The sequence below is a fragment of the Oceanobacter sp. 1_MG-2023 genome (genome assembly GCF_030689025.1).
Lineage (GTDB): Bacteria > Pseudomonadota > Gammaproteobacteria > Pseudomonadales > Oceanobacteraceae > Oceanobacter.
The window spans coordinates 237,381-255,415 of the sequence record NZ_JAUYWA010000003.1; the positions used below are offsets into that span (position 1 = coordinate 237,381).

The following is an 18,035-nucleotide window of genomic DNA, read 5'->3' on the forward strand; positions in this document are numbered from 1 at the left end:
CAGAGGTGGGTTGGTGCCGGGAGTGTCCTCTTGTGTCGCTTCGTATCAAGTGCGGCTGATTCTTGAATTATCTTTATAAATCAAATACTTGTTATATTTTTGAGCCGATTTTATGCCACGGTTCGGCGGACTCAGGCTGTATCCTGGTGACAGCGACTGGTATGGTCAGATGATCAATATAATAAGGTGTTACGGGAGAATGACATGGGCAACCGTTTAGGTATTCTTGCCATCGATCAGGGCACCACCAGTACGCGGGCCATTGTCTTTGACCAGCAGTTGCAAACCCTTGCCACGGCACAGCAGGAATTTCCCCAGCATTATCCGGATGATGGCTGGGTTGAGCACAATCCTGATGATCTTTGGCAGAGTACCTGTGCGGTGGTACAGCAAGCGCTGGCCGCTGCCAGAGAACAAGGCTGCCAGGTCGCCGCAATCGGTATGACCAACCAGCGCGAAACCACCCTGGTATGGGACAGGCACAGTGGTGAAGCGGTTTATCCGGCCATTGTCTGGCAAGACCGGCGTACCGCCCGGCTGTGTGATCAGCTGCGGGCAGAGGTCGGGGATGAATACGTTCAGGTGCGGTCTGGCCTACGCCTTGACCCCTATTTTTCGGCCACCAAGGCCGCCTGGATTCTGGATCATGTGGAAGGTGCCCGGGCAAGGGCCGAACGCGGTGAACTGCTGTTCGGGACGGTCGACAGTTACCTGATCTGGAAGCTGACCGGTGGCCAGCGGCACGTAACCGATGCCACCAACGCCAGCCGTACCAATCTGTTTAATATTCATCGGGGTGAGTGGGATCAAGAACTGCTCGAGCTGTTTCGTATCCCCGCGGCGATGCTGCCACAGGTACAGGATTGCTCTGGCGATTTTGGCACCGCCTTGGCGTGTTTTACCGGTGCTGAAGACATTGCCATTACCGGTGTGGCCGGTGATCAGCAGGCCGCCAGTGTCGGCCAGTGTTGCTTTGAAACGGGGCAAGTCAAAAGCACCTACGGCACTGGGTGTTTTGTGCTGCTGAATACCGGTACCCAACCCCTGAGCTCCAGTCATGGATTACTGACCACGGTTGCCTTGCAGCTGGATGGCCAGCGTACCTACGCGTTGGAAGGAGCCATTTTTGTTGCCGGAGCAACGGTGCAATGGCTGCGAGATGAACTGGGTATTATCGAACGGGCGTCCGATACCGAACGATTGGCCAGCGCACTGGACAGCAACAAAGGCGTTTACCTGGTGCCCGCATTTACCGGGTTAGGTGTACCTTACTGGCGTAGTGATGCCCGTGCCGCCATTGTTGGCCTGACCCGTGGGGCCGGCAAGGCCGAACTGGCCCGGGCGGCACTGGAAGCCGTGTGTTACCAGACCGCCGACCTGTTTGCGGTGATGGCAGAAGAAGGCATTCGGCCAACGTCATTGCGGGTGGATGGCGGTATGGTGGCTAACAACTGGTTGCTGCAATTTCTTGCCGACGTACTGGATACCGAAGTCTTGCGTCCGGCGCTGCTGGAAACCACCGCGTTGGGAGCGGCGTATCTGGCGGGACGCGCTGTCGGCCTCTACGGTGATACCCACGAATTTACCCGTTTGTGGCAATGCACCGCGACCTTTACACCCACCATGAGCGAGCCACAGCGAACGGCCCTGCTGGCTGGCTGGCAAAAAGCCGTGCAGCGTGTGGTGCTGGAATAAACTCCCTGCTGCCAATAAGGAAAAACGTGTGACCCTGCGACAAGATACTCTGAAACAATTGGATGGTGAGTGCTTTGATGTACTGATCGTTGGTGGTGGCATTAACGGTGCTGTATCCGCAGCGGCCTTGGCCAGCCATGGTGCGCGGGTGGCACTGATTGATGCCCATGACGTTGGCAGTGCCACCAGTGCCAACAGCTCCAACCTGGTATGGGGCGGGATCAAATACCTGGAAAGTGGTGAAGTGGCGCTGGTGAACGAACTGTGCCGCAGTCGCAATCGTCTGATGCAGCGATTTCCCAGCCGTATTCGGGAAATCCGCTTTCTGACAACAGTACCCAAAGGATTCCGCAAACCGGCCTGGATGGTATATCTGGGTGCCTTGTTGTACTGGGGGTTTGGACGCGGTGTCACATTAAAGCCGGAATACCTGTCCCGACGGCGTTTGCAGCAACGTCAGCCACTGATCAACACCGATATTGCTCAAGGTGGGTTGGAATATTCCGACGCCTGGCTGGTGGATAACGACGCTCGCCTGACATTTGATTTTATTCGAACAGCCGTTCGACAAGGGGCTGTGGTGGCCAACTATACGGCTTCTGCAGGCTCGCAAAAAGTGGGCGACGAATGGCACACCTGGGTTGTTGATCAGTACCGTGGCGAGAAAACACGGGTTCGCTCCCGTGTACTGTTGAATGCAACAGGACCGTGGGTGGATGATTATAACCAGCACAGTCAGCAATCGATGAATCATCATCATGTGTATTCCAAAGGCATTCATTTGATTGTTCCCCGGTTGGTGGAAGAAGACCGGGTACTGGCATTTTTTGCCAGCGATGGCCGACTGTTTTTTATGATTCCCATGGGCAACAAGACCTGCCTGGGTACTACGGATACCCGGGTTAAGCGGCCTGAGGCGGTGGTCACTGATTCGGATCGCCAGTTTGTGCTGGATAACGTCAATCAACGCTTGAACCTGCCTCAGCCTCTGACAATCGCCGATGTCATCTCTGAACGCTGCGGGGTCCGGCCGCTGGTGGTGGTTGGTCCGGCCCCTGATTCCCCGGAAAGCCAGCAAGACGACCGTGGGGATAACGACTGGCTGAACCTGTCACGCAAACATGCGATTAATCAGAGCGCAGATCCCAGCTACCTCAGTATTTTTGGTGGCAAGCTGACCGACTGTATTAACGTCGGCGAAGAAATTCACGAGCGACTGTGCACGTTAGGCATATCACTGCAACCGTTGTCGGATCGTTGGTTTGGAGAACCGGACGAGCGCCGCCGGGAAGGTTTCTGGCATCAGGCAACCGCACAGGGATTGGATCAGCACTGGTGTGAACACGGTCGGGAGACCCTGCCACAACGCTGGTGGCGACGTTACGGTACCGATGCCTTTGAGTTACTGGTGGATGTGGCTGACCATCCGGAATGGCTGCAGCCCATGCTGGATGGTGACGACGTGCGCGAGGCAGAAGTGCGCCTGGCAGCGCGGTTGGAAATGGTCACCCGGCTGGAAGACTTTCTGCGTCGCCGTACCATGCTGGAGCTGACTCTGGGCAAAGCGGCGCTGGCACAGTCACCGGCCTTGGCACGGATCAGTCAACTGTTGTTTGGCAGCGATGGAGAACGACAGCTGGAGGACTATCTGGCGACGACAACAGCGGCAACCAACGACCGTTAGATAGCCAGTAATCCGGTTCATCGGTTATGCCCGCTGGTTGTGTCAATCCAGCCATTGGCTGCCTATACTGCCGCGTTTTATGGTGGATCGTTGATGGTTTCTTGTTATGGGAATGCTTTATGAAAACCGCTCTGATTATCGGCTACGTCTGGCCAGAACCTGCGTCATCGGCCGCCGGCAGCCGAATGTTGCAGCTGGTGGCGGCGTTGCAATCGGGGGGCTACCAAATCGTGTTTGGATCTCCCGCCGATTGGAGCCAGCATGCCGTGGCATTGGCAGACTATAACGTTGAAGCCATCCGGCTGGAGCTTAACAGCACAACCTTTGATCACTATATCGCCGGGCTGCAGCCGGACCTGGTGATGTTCGACCGCTTTATGATGGAAGAACAGTTTGGCTGGCGGGTCGAGGAAAACTGCCCGAACGCGCTGCGGGTGCTGGATATGGAAGATGTACACAGCTTGCGGCATGCCCGGCACCAGGCTTTGAAAGAAGGCGTTGAACCGGGGCTGAAACATGTTTATTCCGAACTGGCGATACGGGAAGTGGCGGCTATTTTGCGCTGTGACCAGACGTTGGTGATCTCGGAATATGAATATCGCTGGCTGCAACAGCAGTTCCAGATACCGGCGGCCCAGCTGATTTACCTGCCGTTTATGTTGTCGCCAGAGCAGTGGCAGCAGCCCATTACCCGACGGAGTCAGCGGCAGCACTTTGTCTGTATCGGCAACTTTCGTCACGAGCCCAACTGGGATGCCGTGCGCTGGCTCAGAGAAGCCATTTGGCCCGGGATTCGTCAGCAGTTACCACAGGCCGAAATGCATGTGTATGGTGCTTATCCTCCCAAAAAAGCCACCAGTTTGCAGAATGAAAAACTGGGTTTTTATGTGCCCGGCTGGGCAAACGATGCACTGGAAGTGGTGCGTTCCGCCCGTGTAATGCTGGCACCGTTGCGGTTTGGGGCCGGACTTAAAGGCAAATTACTGGATGCTGCCATTACCGGTACCCCTGCAGTGACTACTCCGGTAGGTGCTGAAGGCATGTACGAGTGTGAAGGTGGCTCTGGGTTAACACCAGGTACTCAGGGGGTGCTGGTGGCGGAGTCTGCCACGGCGTTTGTGACCTCGGCGGTCAGGCTGTATCAGAACGACAGCTTGTGGGACGCTTGTGCCACGGCGGCATTACAATTAGCTCCCGAACGCTTCGCCTTTGCGGAACATGCACCGCGCTGGCTGGCTGGCTTGCAAACGCTGGAAGCCAATCTGGAAGCGCATCGATTGAGTGGCTTTTACGGCGCCATGCTGCGGCACCATACCCTGAAAAGCACCCGTTATATGTCGCAGTGGATCGAGGCCAAAAACCGGTTGCTGTGATGCCATTGTGTGGGCAAGTCACCGGTTGAGCAGGGATTGGCTAGCCCGGCCAGCGTTTCCAGACATGGGTGGAAATGCCATGAATAAAAATACTCAGCAGCACCGTCAGCACCGTGGTACCAAACACCGTCTCGTAAGCGGCAATACGGTTGGCATACCCCATTTGCTGGATCGCCAGCATCAGATACAGAATACTGGCGATGCCCCTGGGTCCAAACCAGGCAAGAAACACCCGTTGCCCAAACGACAAGCCACTGCCTGTCAGCGAAATCAGCACCGGAATCATCCGCACCAGAGTCAGGCTTAACAGCGCGTATACCAACATGGGCCAACTGAACAACGGCCAGGCTTCGGCGACAAAAATCAGCCCGAAGAGGAAAAACATCAGCAGGCTCAGCATTTCTCCTTCGGCCTTGCCAAATTCGCGCAAACGGCTCATGACGGTTATCCGTTGCGGCTCCAGAAACAATCCGGCAATAAACGCGGCAATAAACCCATTACCGCCGAGAGACTCTGCACCAGAGTAAGCCAGAAATGCCAGAGACAAGGATGACAGGCGCTGGAACAGCGGCATCATTTCATGGGCATCGACGGCCCATTGCACCAGTCGGCCTCCCCAGCGGCCAACGACAATCCCTGCCAATACGCCGACCACAAACTGCTGTGTGACAAATACCGGCCACTGCATCGAGTCGAGAAAGGCGTAATCCCCTGCGTTCATTACCGCCAGTACAAACAGCAGCACTGGTAATGCCAGGCCGTCGTTCAGGCCACTCTCAACGGTGATGGTATGGCGTAACGGCAAGCTGATACGTTTGTCGGAAAAAATGGCTTGCGCCAGCGCGGCATCGGTAGGGGATAACATAATTGCCAGCCAGGCGGCAGGCAGCCAGGCCAACTCCAGCACAGGAACTGCCAGTAGCCAGCCCGCCAGCATGGTGAGTGGCAAACCGACAGCCAGCAGGCGAATCGGCAATATTTCGAAACGCACCAGCTGGGCACGCTTGATCTGGCTGGCATCAGTAAACAGAATCAGGGCCAGCGTCAACTCCGCCAGCATGGTCAGTTCGTTGGCCTGGATATCGGCGGGCACCCAGTTGAGCAGTTGTGGCCCGACGATAATCCCCATCAGGGTGACCAGCATTGGAGCGCTGATACCGGATTGGTCGATGCGTTTTGAAAAGGCACTGTAGAACAGCAGGGTAGCTGCCAGAGTCAGTAGCAGTGAATGGTTACTCATGGTTCTGCTGGCTATCCGTGAAGAGACTGGAATCCGGGACGTTGGGGAGTAAGGCCGTTATTCCCAGATAATACGTAATGGTTCGCCAAAATCATCGTAAATGATCTTTTTACGTAATCGTCGACGGGGTTGGCTGGTGGCGGTTACTGACCGGCCAGGCTTGCGCTGGGAATCCCGGCGCTGGTCGATGGCCTGCATGACCTCGGGTACCGGAGTGCGTTCTTCTTTGGGTTTTTCGAAAGCCATGCTGCGTTCGTCATAGCGCCCGTTTTGTAGTCCCGTCGCTCCGCGAACCACTTCGCTGACCTCTCCGCCTTTTTGCAGATACTGTTCAACCTCGTCGTTCAGCTGCTGGCGTATTTCCTTTTTGGTGGGTCGTTTCATGTCTAGCTCTTGCACGTGGGCAATTAACGAACCAGAGTGCCAGAGGGTGCACCACAGTTCAATGTCTTCATGATGGGATTGTGGAGTGACTGTCAGGTTTATACCGCGCTATTGATAAAACAACGCTGTCAGCCACACGATGGAAACGTATGCCAGCGGCCACTCTGTCGTCGGGATACATAGTTGGAGTCGCCGTTGGTTATCATGTGCCAATAGCGACGGCTCGACAAGACTGACCCGCAGATATTTGCTGGGTCAGTTTATTACTTGGGCAGAGGGTTAGCTCAATTCTGCTGGAAAGAACGTCGCCATGGCATTCTGCCAGGTTTGCCCCAGCACGGTTTCGACAGGCAGGCCTTTGACGTCGGCAATTTTTTCGGCAACGAAGGGCAGATATTTGGGAGCGTTCTCGATCCCTCGGTACGGCATGGGAGTCAGATAAGGCGAATCGGTTTCGAGCAGCAGCCGCTCAAGCGGGGTGGCGGCGACCACTTCGCGAACATTAACCGCCTTGTTAAAAGTGACAATGCCATTGATGCCGAGATTAAAACCCAGCTCCACTGCCAGCTGGCCCAGCTCAAGCCCGGAGGTGAAGCTGTGAATCACGCCTTTGCGGCGCATCTGCGGGGCGTACTCCTGCAGAATGGCCATGCTGTCGGCATCGGCTTCCCGTGTATGGATAACAACGGGTTGGTCGAACTCGATCGCCAGTTCCAGTTGACGGCAAAATACCTGGCGTTGCACGCTGCGGTCACAGTGGTCGTAGTAATAGTCCAGGCCAATTTCGCCAACGGCAACCACTTTGTGATTGGCTGCGTGGTCACGCATATAGGAGACGGTGGCGTCATCAAACAAGGCGGCTTCGTGAGGGTGAACCCCCAGAGTGGCGTAGACATCATCGTGGGCCAGCGCCAGTGCCAGCGCCGTTGGCATATTGTCGGGCTGAACGCTGATTGTCATAAAACGTTCAACCCCAATGGCGCGGGCTTCCGCCAGAATAGTGTCTGCCGGTGCCTCTTTGAGGTAGTCGAGATGAAAATGTGTTTCGATAATCGGGCGGTGATATTCGGGCACAGCGCGGCGGTTTTTCTTGCTCATGGATTCGTCCGGTTAGACTGACTGCAACCGGGAGTCGCCGGGGCAGATCAAGGAATGAAGGCGACATTATAGAAATGTGGCCAACCGGATGGCCAGTCTGCTGTGTGACAGCCCGACTGTGGTATAAATGTTAGCTCTGACCCATTTTTTGTAAGGAACTCATCATGAGCATGATTCACTTTGTCGGTGGCGAGAAAGGCGGTGTCGGAAAATCCGTCGTTGCCCGTTTATTATCTCAATATTGTCTGGACAAGGGGCTGCATTACGCCGGTCTGGATGCCGACCAGTCACACGCCACGACAACTCGTTATTACAAGGAATTTACTCAGGCTCTGACGCTGGATCAGTTTGAAAGTACCGATGCCATCATGGAGTGTGCGCTGGAAGCCGATCAACAGGTCGTGGTGGATTTGCCCGCCCAGAGCCAGCGTTTTCTGGATCGCTGGATTGACGATAACGGCGTGCTGGATATGTGTGAAGAGATGAATATTCCAATCGTCTTCTGGAATGTGGTGGACGATAGCCCGGATTCTCTGGAGTTGCTGGAAAAATTTCTCGATAAGTACAAGTACTACATGAACTGTGTGGTGGTCAAGAATGAAGGCCGGGGAACGGTATTCCGTGATGTGGAAGCACTGCCAGCCCTGAACGAAGAGGATGATCTGGCGCGTATTATCAGCATGACCTTGCCAGCCTTGCATGCCCCCACCATGTTCAAGATCAACAAGCGTGAAATGTCCTTCTGGGCCGCTGTGAACCAGAGCGATGCCTCCGGTGCCAGCCTGAGCCTGATGGAACGTCAGCGCACCAAGGTCTGGATGCGCAAGGCGTATGCCGAGTTTGATACCGTGTTTGCGAATGTAACCAATTCCAACGCCGTGCCCATTTCAGAGTAAGACATTATCAAACGCTCGGACCGAGCGATTTGATTGCAGCGGGACATCCTTCTGTCCCGCATGCTGACTCTGGTGATGGCTTCGCCGGATGTTACTGTCTTGCATAACGTGTAATCCCTTACCCGATAGTATCCCGCCTATGAAATCCCCCGATCAATCTTCTGATAAAACCTCCGATCAGCCAGCGAGCGCTGTGGCAAATCCGCTGCAGTCGGCGTCCTTGCAGGGCAGCATCTGGATGCAGGGGCAGGAACGTCCCTTTGCCCGTGAACAGGTCGAGCTGTTGCAGGCCATTGCCGACACCGGTTCCATTTCGGCTGCGGGCAAACAGGTGGGCGTCAGTTATAAAACCGCCTGGGATCGTATTGATACCATGAACAATATGGCTGATCAGCCTCTGGTGGCACGAGCGGCCGGGGGAGCGCGAGGGGGCGGTACGGTATTGACCGATTATGGCGAACGCATGTTAGCCGGTTTTTTGATCTTGCAGGAAGCACACGAAATCTTCTTGCAGCGTATCCGTCAGCGGGTTCAGTCGCTGGGGGATGTCACTGACGATATCAGCGACTTGCTACGAGCCGGGCAGTTAAAAACCAGTGCCCGTAACCAGTTCCGGGGCGTCGTGGAAGCGGTGGTTCCTGGTGCTGTCAACAGCGATGTCTTGCTGCGGATTACCTCAGATCATCTGGTGACGGCGCAAATTACCGCCGAAAGTTTCAGTAGCCTGGAGATTACCCCGGGCCAAACGCTGGTGGCCTTGATCAAGGCTCCGGCAGTGATGTTGTCGAATGACCTGGATATTCAACTCAGTACCAGTAACAAGTTGGTGGGCACCGTGGCCCGCATTACCCGAGGCGCAGTCAATGCCGATGTAGTGCTGGCCTTGGCGGATGGCAAAACCATCAGCGCGGTGATTTCCAATCACAGCCTCGACGCACTGGCATTGCAGCAACAACAACCAGCTTGTGCGTTGTTTGAAGCCAGCAGCGTCGTGCTGGTGGTCGATGTCTGAAAGCCGGTGGCTGGCCTCGGCAAGCCGGTTGCCGAGGTTGGTCTGTGCTGGTTGTGTCGGTACCTGTTATTGCCGGGCTTTATTGCGGAATCTCATAGCCGTATTGGCGAATAATCACATGGGCCGGCTTGGATTGCAGATACTGCAATAACTCTTTTGCTGCCTGGTTGTTTGCGCCTTTCTGCAGCAGCACTGCATCCTGGCGAATCGGGTCGTGTTGCTTGAGCGGTACGACCCATGCCTTTCCTTCCTTTATGTTGCCTTTGTAACTGATCTGAGACAGCGCGACAAAGCCGAGATCGGCATTACCTGTGCTGGCAAATTGCCACGTCTGGGCAATGTTATCCCCTTGCACCAATTTGCTTTTGACTTTCTGGGTCAGGCCTTGTTCTTCAAGCACCTGGGTGGCTGCCAGTCCATACGGCGCCAGGCGTGGATTGGCGATTGCCAGTTTGTTGAACTTGCCACTGTGCAGGGTGGCGAGGGGGTCGGTATCCGGTTTTATGGTCCACAGCGCCAAACGTCCAAGTGCATAACTGAAGCGGCTGTTCGCAACGCTGATACCGGCTTTTTCCAGTACAACCGGTTTTTGCTGGTCGGCGGACAAAAACACCTCAAAAGGCGCACCATTCTTGATTTGCGCCACAAACTTGCCGGATGAACCGAATGACAACTGGGTGACATGGCCGGTCTTTTTCTCAAAATCTGCCGCGATTTGCTTCATGGGTGCTGTGAAGTTGGCTGCCACCGCCACCGATACCGTGTCGGCCTGCACGGTCGACAGCCCCAGCGTCAGGGCCAGCATCAGGGCGGAGCGGCGGATGATCCAAGCCCGCTGCGGGTGGCTCTCAGGCTGGGCATTACCCGGCTTGAGGAGTGTTGAAAAAGCTGTCCGTTTAGCAATCATGCCAAATACCCCTATAAAAAATATGGTTATTAAGTCCGCTGTATATTAGCTTATATAGCGGATGAGGCAACCGGAAAAACCGGCCTGCAAATCGCTCTACCCTCACTAATTGACATTCAGGACGATGTAAAATGAAGAAAAAAAGCCAGTATTTCACCGCCGGCGTTATGTTGCTTGGTACCACATGGACTGTAACGGCGATGGCATCCAAAGATCCTTCCATTAATTTTTATGGCAGTCTGCATGCCTCGCTGGATTATCTCGATTCCGATGTATCCGCGGCTGAAGCCTCTGCCAGCAATACTGACAAACTGTCGTCGGGGGATGTCAGCCTGTCGTTCAACTCTTCAAAAATTGGCCTGAAAGGCGAAATAGCCACTGAGCTCGATGGGCTGACGGGCTTTTATCAGATTGAACAGAACCTTACCCCGGATGGCAGCAGCAGTAATACCTGGGCGACACGTAATACTTACCTGGGGCTGCGTTGGTCTGAGGATAAAAAACGCAAGGGCGAGTTGCTTGCAGGCCGTCACGACAGCCTGGTAAAGGGCATTGCGCTGGATTACAGCCTGCTCAAGCATACGGTTGCTGATCGGGGGGCCATCCTGGGGGCCGGTTCCGGTACGGGCAATGTGCTGGACCTGCGGGTCGAAAACATGTTGATGGGCCGCTGGCAGGCACCGCTGGCGAGTGGTTTGATGAAACTGGCGGTGCAGTATTCACCGGATGCGGTGAAGTCATCTGGCTACGTCGATAACAATCAGCGGCTCTACCTGGGTGCTCGGGCAGACTGGTCGTCTGCGCACTGGACCCTGGCCGCCGCGACGGAGCACTGGCAGCAGCTGGCGATTGGTTCGGCCAGTGGTGACTCGGACAGCTGGCGTTTTCTGGCGCGTTATCGGAGCGAGCAATGGACCCTGCAAGGCTTGATGGAAAACCTGCGTTACCAGCCCGACGACCACGGCGTCACCGTTCTCGACCGTCAGGCCTGGGCACTGCAGAGCGCCTGGAAATCCGGCCAGCTGACCTGGCTTGGCAGTGTCATGAAAGCAGGCAGCTATCGTCATAGCGAAGATACAGGTGCCTTGATGTTATCGCTGGGTGTCGAACGCAAACTGTCCAAAAAAATCAAAACCTACGCCGTTTATACCCGCACCAATAACGAAGATAATGCCAGCTTCCAGGGGGTTGACGGTACCCACGGTGATGAGCTGGCCACCTTGCCAGGCCGGTCGCCACAAGCAGTCTCTGCCGGGTTGATGCTGTCGTTCTAGGCTCTGGAACGGGCAATACTTGAGGGGACATCTACTTAATCCTGCACGGCTCTGCGCGAGTGTTGCCGTTGTTCAGGGCAAGGCGACGAATGCAGCGAAATGACGAGTCCTTTTCAAATTCGTCAACACCGCACTGGACGGCGGTAACCCGCGCCCTTCGGGGGGCTGCCGGATGATCTCGACTCGGTGTCGCCGACGTTTGACTTGACCTGTCAGGCCTGCAAGTCGGCTTCGTGATTCGAAACCATCCGGTAGCCCAGAGTGAGCACCGGATTAAATATATGTCCCCTTGAGGAAACTGCGACTTGCTCGTCGACACTGACGCCATTAGGCGTCAGAATTTCCTCGTTTTCCTTGCCTATAAGTTCTGTTATGACCTCCGTATATGCTGTCCCTGTTACCCCAACGCCCCATATCTCTGAGCTGGAAATCAAGCGCAGCCAGTTTATAACCTTTGTCGGGCAAGCCAGTGACCGGGCCGCAGCGGAGGCGTTTATCCGCTCGGTGCGTCAATTGCACCCCCAGGCGCGTCATGTGTGTTGGGCCTATATCGCTGGAGCACCGGATACCACCGTGATGTCGATGAGTGATGACGGTGAGCCGAGCGGTACCGCTGGCCGTCCAATGCTGAAAGTCTTGCAACACAGTGGCCTGGGAGAAATTGTTGTTGCTGTCGTGCGGTATTTTGGCGGCATCAAGCTGGGTACCGGTGGGCTGCAGCGGGCTTATTCGGAGGCCGTGTTGCAGGGGCTGGAAGCACTGGCAACCGAGCAACGGGTACCGCAAACCCGCCTGACGCTGGAATACGACTACCCAATGGAAGCCGTTGTCAGGCATTTGCTGGATCAATACAGCACTACCATTGAACATTGCGACTTTCAGGCTCGGGTCTGTATGGCACTGCTGGTCGCCGATAGTGACCGGGAGGCGTTTGTAATGGCTTTGACCAATCAGAGTGGCGGCGCGGTCAGGGTGGTTGAGCCTATCCAGAATGAGAATGAATAAGCATTCATAGCGGCTGACTGTCTTCGAGGCGTATACCCTGAATGGGTTTCTAGCGAGTCCGTATATCCTCCAGAATCGTATACAGACAGGGTAAAAGCACCAGCACCAGAAAGGTGGCAATCAGCAAGCCGAAAGTCACACTGATAATCAGTGGAATCAGTACCTGGGCCTGCAGGCTGGTTTCGAACAACAGTGGCAGTGTTCCGGCAACGGTGGTGCTGGTGGTTAGCAGAATGGCGCGTAACCGATCCTGACTGGCTTGTCGGGCGGCGGCGTGCAGATCCATGCCGTCCCGGACGTGTTGCTTGACAAATTCGACCAGTAAAATGGCGTTGTTCACCACAATCCCCGCCAGTGAGACAAACCCCACCATACTTGGCATCGACAGGTCATGCCCCATCAGCAGGTGCCCGATGATGACACCAATCAGCGCCATGGGAATCGAGACCATCACGATCAGAGGTTCGATATAGCTGCGAAACTGCAGACTCAACAGAATAAAAACGCCGCACAGTCCCAGCAATAATCCTGTTTTGAGGGAGTCCTGGGTAACAGCACTGCGTTGCAGCTCACCCTGAACAGACAGCTGCAGGCCGGGATATTCTGCCTGCAGCTGAGGCAGCATGTGCTGCAAGGTATCGTTCACGACTTCACCGGTATTGGCCTTGAGCTTGTTGAGTGATGCAAACAGGGTGATGGTCGGCTGGTGGTTGATGCGGTGAATACGGGAGATATGCCGTTGCTGGCTGAGTGTCGCTACGCTGGCGAGGGGAATAATCTGCCCAGTGGCGGGGTTGACCAGCGGGTAGTCCGCCAGGTCGGCCAGGGTATCGTGGCGGTTATCCAGTTGCACAACGACCTGCAGCTCATCGCCACCGCGATACAGGGAGGTGACCTCCAGGCCGGAGTAGGCTGTGCGCAACTGGCTGGCAATGGTGTGCCCGTCCAGCCCCAGGGCTCTGGCTTCGGGTTTCAGCTGGATCATAAGCTCCGGCTTGCCCGGTCGTGAGTCATCAAACACATTAAAGACGCCGTGATACTGGGCCAGCCAGTACTGCAATTGCCGTGAAGCCTGCTGCAGGCTGTTGCGGTCAACCCCGCTGAGATGAAGTTCGATGGCGCGCCCAGCCGGGCCAAGAGCCGGTTCGGTGATCGACAGGGTTACTTGTTGCGGCAGGGCCGGCAACTCGGCTTGCCAGTGTTCAGTGAGGGTATCCAGACTGGTATGGCGAGCTTCGGCGGTGAGTAAATCCACTGAGAGCGTAGCCAGATGCGGGCCTTGTTCAAAGGCGTCGGCATTTTGGCTATAACGGATGTTAGTGTGGCGTATCAGAGTTGATGATTCTTGCTGGTCCAGCGTGTGCACCGCTCGCTGCAATGCTGCTTCCACTTCTGTCATGGTTGCCATTGTCTGGGCTAGCGGTGTCCCGGCGGCAAGAATCACACGGGCTTCAAGTACATCGCCGTCCATTTCTGGCAGGGCATTAAACTTGAGGGCGCCGGATACCAGCATGCTGATGCACAGCAAAAATACGGCGATGGTGATACCAACCGTCAGGTAACGGTAACGAATGGCGATTTCGAGTTGTGAGCCAAGTGCGTGTTTCCACTGTTCAAAGCGGCGGTTAACCTGTTTTTGAAAGTTACCCTGGGCACCACTGCCTGAGCCGGCTTCATGTTCCATGGTATGACGCAGGTGATGTGGCAAAATCAGGAAGGCTTCAATCAGGCTGATGCTGAGCACCACAATCAGCACAATGGGCACAACGCGAAATACCTGTCCCAGTTGGCCTTCGAGTCCTATCAGTGCACCAAACACCATGACGGTGGTCAGGAAGGATGACAAGACGCCTCGGGCGACGCGCCGGGTGCCGGTTACAACGGCATCCAGTGGCGACAGACCACGCTGGCGTTGCTCGGCGATGCTTTCGGCAATAACGATGGCATCGTCCATCAGAATGCCCAGCGCCAGCAATAACGCCACCATGCTCATCATATTGATTGATATGCCAAACTGCAGCATCAGAAAAAAACTGGCGAGAAAACTTACCGGCAGGCCCATCACTACCCAGAAGGTATAGCGGAAACCAAAAAACAGCATCAGCGTCAGAAAAACCAGCAGTAACCCTTGCCAGGCATTGTTGATCAGCATCGACAGCCGGTCCTTGACAATATCGGTGAAGTTCTGGGTTAGCACAAAGTGGCTGCCAGCAGGCAAGTAGGGGGTTTCACGGTCGATAAAGGCTTCGACGGCGTCGAGCACCCGCAGGCTGTCATCGGTACTGTTTTTGGCGACTCGCAACAGAGCCGCCCGCTGGCCATCAAAAATCACTTGATGATCGTTGTCTTCAAAGGTGTCGGTGATGGTCGCCAGATCGCGCAGACGGATTTCAGCCCCATCCGGGTTACTGATGATAACCAGATTGCCCAGTGCCTGAACGTCGGTTTGCTGGTCGTTGAGGCGCAAGCTGTATTCCCGCGCATAATGGTTTGCCGAGTCTGTGCTGGCAGTGGGCTGGGCAACAAAGGTCCCGAGGGGGAGATCGAGATTCTGTTTTTGCAGGATTGCGGCCAGCTGGTCCAGACTGAGCTGGTAACGGCGCAAGGTGTCGGTGCGAATACTGACGCGTAGCTGGCGTTCGCTGAAACCCTCCAGAGTGACCAGTGGAATCGCCGCGTCTTGCTGCATTCGGCTTTGAATCTGTTTGGCCAGATCCTTGAGTTGAGTGGTGGGCAAGTCGGCGCTTAGCGCTACGGTGACGACGGGAGATGTCCGGCCCAATTCCAGAATGGTGGCGGTTTCAGCGTCGTCCGGGAAATTGCTGATCCCGTCAACCGCAGCGCGAATATCATCAAGAAAATCGTCAAAATCTCCCTGACTTTGCATTTTTAACGTCATTTGGCCGACGTTATCGCGAGCATCGCAACGGATTTCTTCAGCGTAGGCAATGCTGTCCATCGCGTCCTCTAACGGGAGGCAGATACCGGATTCAACGTCGTCCGGAGTCGCCCCCGGATATGGCACTGTGACGCGGATTTCGTAGGCCTGGGTATCGGGAAACGTCTGGCGTTGTAATTGCGGCAGACTGATTAACCCCAGGATCAGAAAACCGGCCATCAGCAGGTTGGCTGCGGTTGGGTGATGTGCAAAAAATCCGGTCAGTGAATTGACCGACCTGGAGGTGTTGGCTGTGCTGGTATTGGCTGTTTGGCTGCCGGAAGAGGAAGGTGTCGCCATGATTCAGTGTCCCTCTGCCGCGCCTGTGGCCACCGGAGTAATCAAGGTCCCTGCCACCGCTGGTACCACATCGGACAAAATTACCTGACTGTGTGGCGGCAAGGCATCAGCGGCCAGAAGCGTCTGGTTCGCCATGCTCATCAGCGGTGTGACGGCCTGAACCTGCAGGCGCTGCTGATCATCCAGCAGATACACCACGGTGCTGTTGTCACTGCCTTGTTCATTACTGAAGGCATGGATAGCGGTAGAGGGAATGGCAATCGCTTCGACCTCGTGGGCCTGCAGCGTGACACGGGCGTTTAATCCGGTAATCAAGGGCGGTCGCTGCCCGGGCACTACATCGCGATACGGGTTGGGGATACGTACCAGAATGGCCAGTGTACGGGTTTGTGGGTCGATACCTTCCCGAAACGTCACCACCTGACCTTGCCAGACCTGTGGCGTACCGCTGTCATCCAGTATCGGCAATTCGACTTGTGCCGACAGCTGCCCCAGAGTAATTAACCGGTTGATGGCCTGGGTTGTCGGTGTTGATGCCGGTGTTGATGCCGGTGTTGATACGGAGGCTGGATCGGTTCCTGCAGCAAGTGGTTCGGGGTGGTTTTCCGCTTGCCGGGCCAGAGTCTGCATAAATGGTCGCAGCTGACTGAGCGTAAAGCGGGCCTCAATGTCTACCGAATCAATGCCCTGGGCCTCGATCAAGGGTTGGCCAACGGCTGCAAACTGTCCGACTTCCGGTGCGGTATTGGCAATCCGGGCGGCGACTGGCAACACCAGTGTTGTACGATCGATATTACGTTGCTGTTGCTGGGCCTGGCTGTTGGCAATCTGTTGTTGCGCCAGAAGCACATCACGCTGGGCGGGCAAAATAGCCAGTTGTTGCTGTAACGAGACCAGCTCCTGCTCTGCTTGCAAGACGGCGCGCTGTTCCGCATCCAGCTGGGATTGAGGCAATGCACCCTGTTGCAACAAGGCCTGTTTGCGCAACAGCTCCTTGCGTGTTGATGCCAGGCGCTGCTCCATTAATGTCTGGCTGTGCTGCAGGCTGCTGGCGTTGATTTCCAGTTGTGCGATCTGGGCGTTTGCCGAGGCAATATTGGCTTGTGCCTGACGGGCCGCCAGCTGGTAGTCGGTAGCGTCCAGTCGTAACAGTTCGGTACCGGCATCCAGCAGCGCGCCATGATCCAATTGAGGATGGCGCCAGACAATCCGCCCGGCGACCTCTGCAACCAGAGATAATTGTACCGTGGGGTGTACCACGCCATGGCCGACTACCCGAGGGATTATGGGAGCGGCATGTGCCACCATCACGTGAGCGGCGACACCGGGCCGTTGGTGGCTGTCCTGCTGCGGTGGCTGTTTCAGTTGTGCGCCAATCACCAGCGCAGCGACTCCCGATAGCGCCATGATGGGCAGTATAAATGGACGCTTTAACCAGATCGATGGCATGGGCAGATCCTCACAGTGATACCGTGGTGGAACAGGATGGTGAGTCCGGTTGGCTGGCCGGAAGTTGGGTGGCGTCAGTGGCAAAACCGGACAGCAGCAAGCGGGAGATATGGTCTTTCCAGCTCGCCGAATGCAGGGTCTGGCGATCGACGCCGGTTGTCTGGCTGAATACCGGTTCTGCCACAATCGGGAAGATGATCAGGCTGATCAGGTTGGTGGTTGCCCAGGCGATATCCAGATCCGCTCGCAGCAGACCCTGCTGTTGCAGCTGTGCCAGCAGCTGCTTCAGGTTGGCGCCCAGCTTCATGGGTATGTGCTGCATGAAGTGCTCTCGCAGTTGCGAATCCTGATTAAAAATATCGTCCTGAACCAGTCGGATCAGCCATGGCTCCAGGCACATCAGCTCGAGCAGACCAGAGACCAGATGATGCAAGGCTGCAGCCGGATCGGCCGGTAACGTGGCAATCAGGGTATCTACTTGCTCTTGGCGCATAACACTGCTGTCGTCGATCAGCGCGCGGAACAAGCCATCCTTGCCACCAAAATAATAACTCACCATAGCCGACTGAGTGTCGGCCTGAGTGGCAATATCGCGGATTGTCAGTGAGTGATAAGAACGATTTTCCAGCAAGACACGAGCGGCATTTTTTAACGCCAGCCGGGTCCGTTGCTGTTTTTCGGGGTCGATAGGTCGTCCGCGCCTGGACATGGCCATTATCCATATAGCTGATCAGTTGATTAGTTAAATTATAGCGGAAAGAGAAGAAAGGCAAGCTGTAC

At 55.6% G+C, this 18,035-nt stretch carries 14 protein-coding genes; 7 read left to right on the top strand and 7 right to left on the bottom strand.

What is annotated here, in order from left to right:
* The first annotated feature begins 204 nt into the window (after window positions 1-204).
* From glpK to Q8W22_RS03885, 3 genes are all read left to right on the top strand, one after another.
* A complete protein-coding gene (glpK, locus tag Q8W22_RS03875; RefSeq protein ID WP_305451657.1) occupies window positions 205-1,695 on the top strand; it encodes a glycerol kinase GlpK in 1,491 nt (496 codons plus the stop codon).
* Between the two features lie 28 nt (window positions 1,696-1,723).
* On the top strand, window positions 1,724-3,379 hold the full coding sequence (locus Q8W22_RS03880; RefSeq protein ID WP_305451658.1) for a glycerol-3-phosphate dehydrogenase/oxidase: 1,656 nt from the start codon (window positions 1,724-1,726) through the stop codon (window positions 3,377-3,379).
* Between the two features lie 119 nt (window positions 3,380-3,498).
* Window positions 3,499-4,752 carry a glycosyltransferase gene (locus Q8W22_RS03885; protein WP_305451659.1) on the top strand — a complete coding sequence of 418 codons (1,254 nt, stop codon included), beginning with the start codon at window positions 3,499-3,501 and terminating at the stop codon, window positions 4,750-4,752.
* Between the two features lie 40 nt (window positions 4,753-4,792).
* On the opposite strand, the gene Q8W22_RS03890 is transcribed toward Q8W22_RS03885, so the two are convergent.
* The 3 genes from Q8W22_RS03890 to Q8W22_RS03900 form a co-directional block, all read right to left on the bottom strand.
* A complete protein-coding gene (locus tag Q8W22_RS03890) occupies window positions 4,793-5,992 on the bottom strand; it encodes a sodium:proton antiporter (RefSeq protein WP_305413990.1) in 1,200 nt (399 codons plus the stop codon).
* Window positions 5,993-6,049: 57 nt separating this feature from the next.
* Window positions 6,050-6,376, bottom strand: coding sequence for a hypothetical protein (locus Q8W22_RS03895; RefSeq protein ID WP_303431863.1), 327 nt, complete (start codon window positions 6,374-6,376; stop codon window positions 6,050-6,052).
* A 279-nt stretch (window positions 6,377-6,655) separates the two neighbouring features.
* Entirely contained in the window at window positions 6,656-7,474 is an 819-nt protein-coding gene (locus Q8W22_RS03900; RefSeq protein WP_305451660.1) for a TatD family hydrolase, read from the bottom strand.
* A gap of 164 nt (window positions 7,475-7,638) precedes the next feature.
* Between Q8W22_RS03900 and Q8W22_RS03905 the strand changes: the two genes are divergently transcribed.
* Window positions 7,639-8,370, top strand: a complete 732-nt coding sequence (locus Q8W22_RS03905; protein WP_303431865.1) for a division plane positioning ATPase MipZ — start codon at window positions 7,639-7,641, stop codon at window positions 8,368-8,370.
* A gap of 193 nt (window positions 8,371-8,563) precedes the next feature.
* Complete coding sequence (locus Q8W22_RS03910) at window positions 8,564-9,382, top strand: TOBE domain-containing protein (protein ID WP_303431866.1); 819 nt, start codon at window positions 8,564-8,566, stop codon at window positions 9,380-9,382.
* Window positions 9,383-9,461: 79 nt separating this feature from the next.
* Here the strand turns inward: Q8W22_RS03910 and modA are convergent, their stop codons facing one another.
* Window positions 9,462-10,289 (bottom strand): molybdate ABC transporter substrate-binding protein, encoded by an 828-nt coding sequence (gene modA / locus Q8W22_RS03915; RefSeq protein WP_305451661.1) that lies wholly within the window; start codon window positions 10,287-10,289, stop codon window positions 9,462-9,464.
* Between the two features lie 131 nt (window positions 10,290-10,420).
* Between modA and Q8W22_RS03920 the strand changes: the two genes are divergently transcribed.
* Entirely contained in the window at window positions 10,421-11,563 is a 1,143-nt protein-coding gene (locus Q8W22_RS03920; RefSeq protein ID WP_305451662.1) for a porin, read from the top strand.
* A gap of 372 nt (window positions 11,564-11,935) precedes the next feature.
* Window positions 11,936-12,568, top strand: coding sequence for a YigZ family protein (locus tag Q8W22_RS03925; RefSeq protein ID WP_303431869.1), 633 nt, complete (start codon window positions 11,936-11,938; stop codon window positions 12,566-12,568).
* Window positions 12,569-12,617: 49 nt separating this feature from the next.
* Here the strand turns inward: Q8W22_RS03925 and Q8W22_RS03930 are convergent, their stop codons facing one another.
* Genes Q8W22_RS03930 through Q8W22_RS03940 form a run of 3 tightly spaced genes read right to left on the bottom strand, consistent with a single transcriptional unit; the run spans window position 12,618 to window position 17,964 of the window.
* Window positions 12,618-15,806: an efflux RND transporter permease subunit gene (locus Q8W22_RS03930; RefSeq protein ID WP_305451663.1), complete on the bottom strand. Its 3,189-nt coding sequence runs from the start codon at window positions 15,804-15,806 to the stop codon at window positions 12,618-12,620.
* Window positions 15,807-15,809: 3 nt separating this feature from the next.
* Window positions 15,810-17,255, bottom strand: coding sequence for an efflux RND transporter periplasmic adaptor subunit (locus Q8W22_RS03935; protein WP_305451664.1), 1,446 nt, complete (start codon window positions 17,253-17,255; stop codon window positions 15,810-15,812).
* A 10-nt stretch (window positions 17,256-17,265) separates the two neighbouring features.
* Window positions 17,266-17,964, bottom strand: coding sequence for a TetR/AcrR family transcriptional regulator (locus Q8W22_RS03940; RefSeq protein WP_305451665.1), 699 nt, complete (start codon window positions 17,962-17,964; stop codon window positions 17,266-17,268).
* Window positions 17,965-18,035 lie beyond the last annotated feature (71 nt).

Coding starts and splice junctions, on each gene's coding strand:
- Q8W22_RS03925 (WP_303431869.1), top strand. CDS start 11,936: ATGACCTCCGTATATGCTGTCCCTGTTACCCCAACGCCCCATATCTCT.
- Q8W22_RS03885 (WP_305451659.1), top strand. CDS start 3,499: ATGAAAACCGCTCTGATTATCGGCTACGTCTGGCCAGAACCTGCGTCA.
- glpK (WP_305451657.1), top strand. CDS start 205: ATGGGCAACCGTTTAGGTATTCTTGCCATCGATCAGGGCACCACCAGT.
- modA (WP_305451661.1), bottom strand. CDS start 10,289: ATGATTGCTAAACGGACAGCTTTTTCAACACTCCTCAAGCCGGGTAAT.
- Q8W22_RS03905 (WP_303431865.1), top strand. CDS start 7,639: ATGAGCATGATTCACTTTGTCGGTGGCGAGAAAGGCGGTGTCGGAAAA.
- Q8W22_RS03930 (WP_305451663.1), bottom strand. CDS start 15,806: ATGGCGACACCTTCCTCTTCCGGCAGCCAAACAGCCAATACCAGCACA.
- Q8W22_RS03900 (WP_305451660.1), bottom strand. CDS start 7,474: ATGAGCAAGAAAAACCGCCGCGCTGTGCCCGAATATCACCGCCCGATT.
- Q8W22_RS03935 (WP_305451664.1), bottom strand. CDS start 17,255: ATGCCATCGATCTGGTTAAAGCGTCCATTTATACTGCCCATCATGGCG.
- Q8W22_RS03890 (WP_305413990.1), bottom strand. CDS start 5,992: ATGAGTAACCATTCACTGCTACTGACTCTGGCAGCTACCCTGCTGTTC.
- Q8W22_RS03895 (WP_303431863.1), bottom strand. CDS start 6,376: ATGAAACGACCCACCAAAAAGGAAATACGCCAGCAGCTGAACGACGAG.
- Q8W22_RS03940 (WP_305451665.1), bottom strand. CDS start 17,964: ATGTCCAGGCGCGGACGACCTATCGACCCCGAAAAACAGCAACGGACC.
- Q8W22_RS03920 (WP_305451662.1), top strand. CDS start 10,421: ATGAAGAAAAAAAGCCAGTATTTCACCGCCGGCGTTATGTTGCTTGGT.